We start from the raw sequence: 5,199 nt of genomic DNA on the forward strand, positions 1-5,199 counted from the left end.
AGGGGTGTTCCTTAGGGGTGTTCCTTAGGGGTGTTCCTTAGGGGCATCGTAGACCGAAACGCCATACGGTATCAGAATAAGTAAAAAGCCTAGATCCGGTAGCGTACCGAACCTAGGCTTTGAGGGACTGCCCTTAGCTTTTGTCGAGTGCCCGCCTTCAGGGACCTAGGTCACTTCCGGGGACTCCCTTCTCACTATTTCTTATCGGGTCGCTTCTTGCGCTTACCCTTCGGTGGCTTGGGGGCACTCCTCTGCGTCGCAGCCTTATCCTCCGTCGGGGACTGTCCTGAAGAGGCGCTTGCGGCCGAGGGTGCTGCCGCTTCAGCTGTTGCTACGGCTGCTTTGCCCGGCTTGCCCGTCAAAGCAGCTGCCATGGCGTTCGGGTTGGCGAACTCGAAGCGACCAACCTCGGAGCCGTACTTCTTGGCCAGCTTGGCATAGCGCGGCTCACGCGTCTTCCACATGGCATACAGCGGCGCAGCGATGGCGATGGACGAGTACGAGCCGCAAATGAGCCCGATAGCCATAGCGAACGCGAAGTCCTTCAGCGTCTCACCGCCGAAGAACAGCATGGCGAGCACCGGAATAAGCGAGCTCAACGTGGTGTTCATGGTGCGGATGAGCACTTGGTTGATGGAGTGGTTCGCCATCGTCATGAACGTGCACTTGATATCCTCGCCCTGCATGTTGTCGTTAATACGGTGGAACACGACCACCGTATCGTAGAGCGAGTAGCCCAAGATGGTAAGCAGCGCCGCAATGGTGTTCGGGTTCACCTCGCGACCCACCAGCGCGTAGATGCCCATGACCAGCACGAGGTCGTGCAGCAGCGACACGATGGCAGTGATGCCCATTTTGTAGTCGAAACGGATGGCAATGTAGATGATGATAAGCACGATGGACACCAAGAAAGCGATGAGCGACGACTGGATGACGCTGGCGCCCCAGTCCGGACCGATGGTGGTCACCTCGAAGCTGTCCGTGGAAAGCCCTAGGTCGCCGGCGACCTGAGTGGCACGTGAGGCAGCATCTTCGGCACTGGTGGTGGTAGTGCGCACGAGGAAGCCTTCTTGGCCGTCAGCATTCGTTGTCTGGACAACCGCATCGGGCTCGCCCGCCTTGTCGAAGGCACCGCGCATGTCCTCCGTGCTCACCTCGCCCGTACCATGGAACGCAATGGACGTGCCGCCCACGAACTCGATGCCGAAGTTCAGACCCCGCACGCCTACGACGACGAACGATGCCGCGATGAGTACGGCAGCGACAGTCAAGAACGCGCGGCGATGCCCCAGGAAGTTGATATCGCGCTTGATGAACCTGCCGCGCGGCTTAGCCGCCGCCTTCGCGGCCGCCTCGCCCGCATCACCCGCGCGCCTTTCGGCGATACGCGCGCTCTCCTTGGCATCCATGGCCTCGCCGACTTCAGCAGCCGCCGCCGTGGTGCCCTCAGCAGCCGCAAGCGCCCCGTAACGCTCGGATGCCGCAAGGCTGTCCTTCACGCCCCAGAAGCCCGGGTGCTTGGCGATGACACGCGGCGCCAACAAACGGATGATGGGAGCCTTAAACAGCAGCATCATAACGATGTCGCAGACAATACCCAACGCCAGCGTCAGGCCGAAGCCCTTGACGGAAGCCGTGGCCAAGAAGAACAGTGTCAACGCCGACACCAGCGTTACCAGGTCGGCATCAATAGACGTGACGATAGCGTGTTTCACGCCCGTAACGGAGGCAGCGCGCACGCTGCGCCCCATGCGTATCTCCTCACGGAAGCGCTCCATGACCAGAATGGACGAGTCCGCCGCCATGCCGATGGTCAGCACGATGCCGGCAATGCCGGCAAGCGACAAGCTGAACAGCCCGAATGCGGAGAGCGTAGCGAGGATGCCCAGGTACAGCACCGCGAACACCATCATCGCAGCCGCGGTGATGGCACCCAGTCCGCGGTAGAAGAACAGCAGGTACAGCATGACAACAACCAGGCCGATCAATGCCACGAGCACGCCCGAAGCCAACGCGCTCTGGCCTAGGGTCGGACCGACCATCTGGCTTTGCGCATATTCGAAGCTCACGGGAAGCGAGCCGCTCTCCAGAACCGTCTGCAACGACTTAGCCCCGTCGAGCGAGTAACCGCCCGTGATCTGCACCTCGCCGTTGGGAATCTCGGATTGGACGGCGGGTGCAGACTGCACCTCGCTGTCCAGGATAATGACGATCTTGCCCTTCGTGGGAGCCAGCTCTCTTGAGGCGTTCGCAAACGCCTCGGCACCCCGGGCGTCCAGCTTCACGTTCACGCCGTAGTCAGTAGACGTCTCGGACGCTTTGCCGATACTGACATTCGTGATGTCGGCACCGGTAACCAGCGGCGTATAGGTGCCCGCTTCGACCTTCAGGTGCTCAACCTTGCCCGACGGAAGCGAGTTGCCCAGTGAATCGGTTACGGTACCGTTTTCCCCATACTGACCGTTCTCGATCTTGGTCTTCACCGCTTCGTCGGTAAACGAGTCGAGGCGCGCGAACTCGAGTTTGCCCGTCTTGCCAATGGTGTCGAGCGCCTGCTGGGTATCGGATAAGCCCGGTATCTGCACGAGTATCTGATCGGTGCCTTGCACCTGAACCACGGCTTCAGAGGCACCAAGTGCATTCACGCGGCTCTCGATGATAGCGCGGCTCTTCTCCATGTCCTCGTTGGACACCGCAGCCCCGCCCTCGCCTTTCGCCGTAAGCACGACCGACAGGCCGCCTTGGATATCAAGGCCCTGGTTGATTTTTTCTTGCGGGGGCGTGAACATGAATACCGACCCCACGACCAACAGGGTGGTAACGATGAGGAGCCATATGTTGCGCCGATCGGTGGAACGACCGGGCTTCTTCTTTTTTTGGGCTGTCGCCATGACGTCTTCTTCCTTGTCGTACGAACGCAGCTGATGCGCAAACACACAGCACGCATTAAACCTGAACTGTCCTATTGTGCCACAAAATGTTACCGAACGTACGAATTCCTGAGATTTGTCCTCATTAAGAGATAATGCCCCTTCGAGCTGCGTTTAGTAGTCCTTCGCAGCAGGCGACGCCATCCAGGCACCATAGAATTCCTCGTAGGAATTCGCCAGCACGGCCTCGCGCGCACGGCGCATCAAGTCCAGCAGGTAATGCAGGTTATGGACAGACAGGAGGATACCGCCCAACATCTCGTTTTGCTTCACCAGGTGGCGGATGTAGGAGCGCGAGTGGTTTTGGCAGGTAGGACACGTGCAAGCGGGATCGAGCGGACCGAAATCGCGCGTGTACTTGGCGTTGCGCATGTTCATGCGACCCGTGCTGGAGAACGCCGTGCCCATGCGGGCCGTGCGCGTAGGAAGCACGCAATCGAACATATCCACGCCTTCGCGCACCGCACGCACCAACGTCGTGGGATTGCCCACTCCCATGAGGTAGCGGGGCCGGTCTTCCGGCAAAGCGTTCGCCACCTGGCCCAATGTTTCAAACATAATATCGTGATCCTCGCCCACCGAATAGCCGCCGATGCCAAAGCCGCCGAAGCGGTGGCCGCCGCCGCTCAGGCTCTCGTCCTCGATCTCGCGCAAACGACGCACCGATTCCAAGCGCAGGTCTAGGTGCATGCCTCCCTGCACGATGCCGAACAGCGTCTGGTCGGGACGGTCATGCGCGGCCAGGCAGCGGCGCGCCCAGTTAGCCGACAGGTCCACGGCGCGCGCCACGAAAGCCTTCTCGGCCGGGTAGGGCGCGCACTGGTCCAGCTGCATGGCAATGTCGGCACCCAGCTGCTGCTGGATGGCCATGTTCGCCTCAGGCGTCCAGCGCACCTTAGTGCCGTCGTAGATGGAGCGGAACGTCAGGCCGTCGTTGTCCAGCTTCAACGTATCGGCGAGGCTGAACACCTGGAACCCGCCCGAGTCGGTGAGCATGGGGCCGTCGTAGCTCATGAACCGGTGGACGCCACCGGCCTGCTCCACCACGTCGGCGCCGGGGCGCAACGACAGATGGTACGTGTTCGCCAGCACTACGTGGCTTTGCAGGTCGCGCAGCTGGCCGACCGTGACGCCCTTTACCGTGGCACTCGTTCCCACCGGCATGAACATCGGCGTTTGGAACGATCCATGGGCCGTCTCGTAGGTGAGAGCACGGGCGCGGGCGCTGAGGGCCTCCTGCGTACAGTCGAACAGCGCCATATCACGCCTCGGTTCCGTTGGCATCGTGCGCGGCAAGCGCCGCCGCCGTCGCCGCACGATCGGCGACACCACTGCCTAGGCAGCTCGCCGGGTTCTCGCATTCCGGCAGCGCCTCAGCCCATGCAGCAAACTCTTCCATGCTTCCGTGCTTGACCGTGGACAGGTCAAAGCCCACCGGGTCCAGCAGATGGTCGGTCACAAGATACGCGTCAGCACCTAAGGTGGCTATAGCCAAGTCCTCGACCGTGTTGTTCCCCACCATGAGCACCTCTTCGCCGGCAAGGCCGCACGCCGCGAGGTTCTCGGCATAGTAGGCCAGCTTGGGCTTTACCGACGTGGAGTTCTCGTAGCTGGTCATGCGCGCAAAGCGGGCGGGATCGATACCGGCCCACGCAAGTCGGTGCTCGACGGCGCGGCGCGGGAACATGGGCATGGTGGTCAGCACCAGCGTGTAGCCTTTGGCCGCCAGCGTCTCGATGGCGCACGATGCGGAGGGGTTCGGCGAGACGTTTTTGCCAACAAGGTTGAACTCGTGCTCGTAATAACCGGTGATCAGATCGTCCCACGCGGCGGCTGTGCGATCGGCATGGTCGAAGAACGCCTTCCAGTAGGCATCGTAGTTCGTGGAGCCGTCCTCATGGGACACCATGGCCTCGATGCCAGCCTTGAGCGCGGTCGAGAAGGCATTCACGTCGAGTCCCTGCGCCGCCACGAACGAGGTGATGGATTTGAAGTACGGCCCGAGGAAATCGTCCAACTCCATAGGCAACAGCGTGCCGTCCAAGTCGAAGAAGATAGCACGGTAGGTGCGGGCCGCGGAAGAGCAGGCGACAGGCTCGGGGCATTGGTCCATTGCGAGATTCCTTTAAGTCGGTTGCATTCGATTCGACCCCGTAGTATACGCGACCGAGCACAAAGGAACAAAACCCGATGAAATCGCTACGCGGAAGGCTCGGCGCATACGTCCCTTCGCCCTCGGCAAACATGCCACCCGGCCCCCTCGCATCCG

3 protein-coding genes are annotated in these 5,199 nt (G+C 61.2%); all 3 read right to left on the minus strand.

Annotated elements, in window-relative coordinates; all coding sequences use genetic code 11:
* Positions 1–194 precede the first annotated feature (194 nt).
* The 3 genes from secD to RR842_RS11720 all read right to left on the minus strand — a co-directional run bounded on the left by secD (position 195) and on the right by RR842_RS11720 (position 5,043).
* Entirely contained in the window at positions 195–2,891 is a 2,697-nt protein-coding gene (secD, locus tag RR842_RS11710; protein WP_332512354.1) for a protein translocase subunit SecD, read from the minus strand.
* A gap of 153 nt (positions 2,892–3,044) precedes the next feature.
* Positions 3,045–4,190 carry a tRNA guanosine(34) transglycosylase Tgt gene (gene tgt, locus RR842_RS11715; RefSeq protein ID WP_332553895.1) on the minus strand — a complete coding sequence of 382 codons (1,146 nt, stop codon included), beginning with the start codon at positions 4,188–4,190 and terminating at the stop codon, positions 3,045–3,047.
* A gap of 1 nt (position 4,191) precedes the next feature.
* Positions 4,192–5,043 carry an HAD family hydrolase gene (locus RR842_RS11720; protein ID WP_332729834.1) on the minus strand — a complete coding sequence of 284 codons (852 nt, stop codon included), beginning with the start codon at positions 5,041–5,043 and terminating at the stop codon, positions 4,192–4,194.
* Between the last annotated feature and the right edge of the window lie 156 nt (positions 5,044–5,199).

It is taken from the genome of Gordonibacter sp. (assembly GCF_036667095.1).
In the GTDB taxonomy this organism is placed as follows: domain Bacteria; phylum Actinomycetota; class Coriobacteriia; order Coriobacteriales; family Eggerthellaceae; genus Gordonibacter.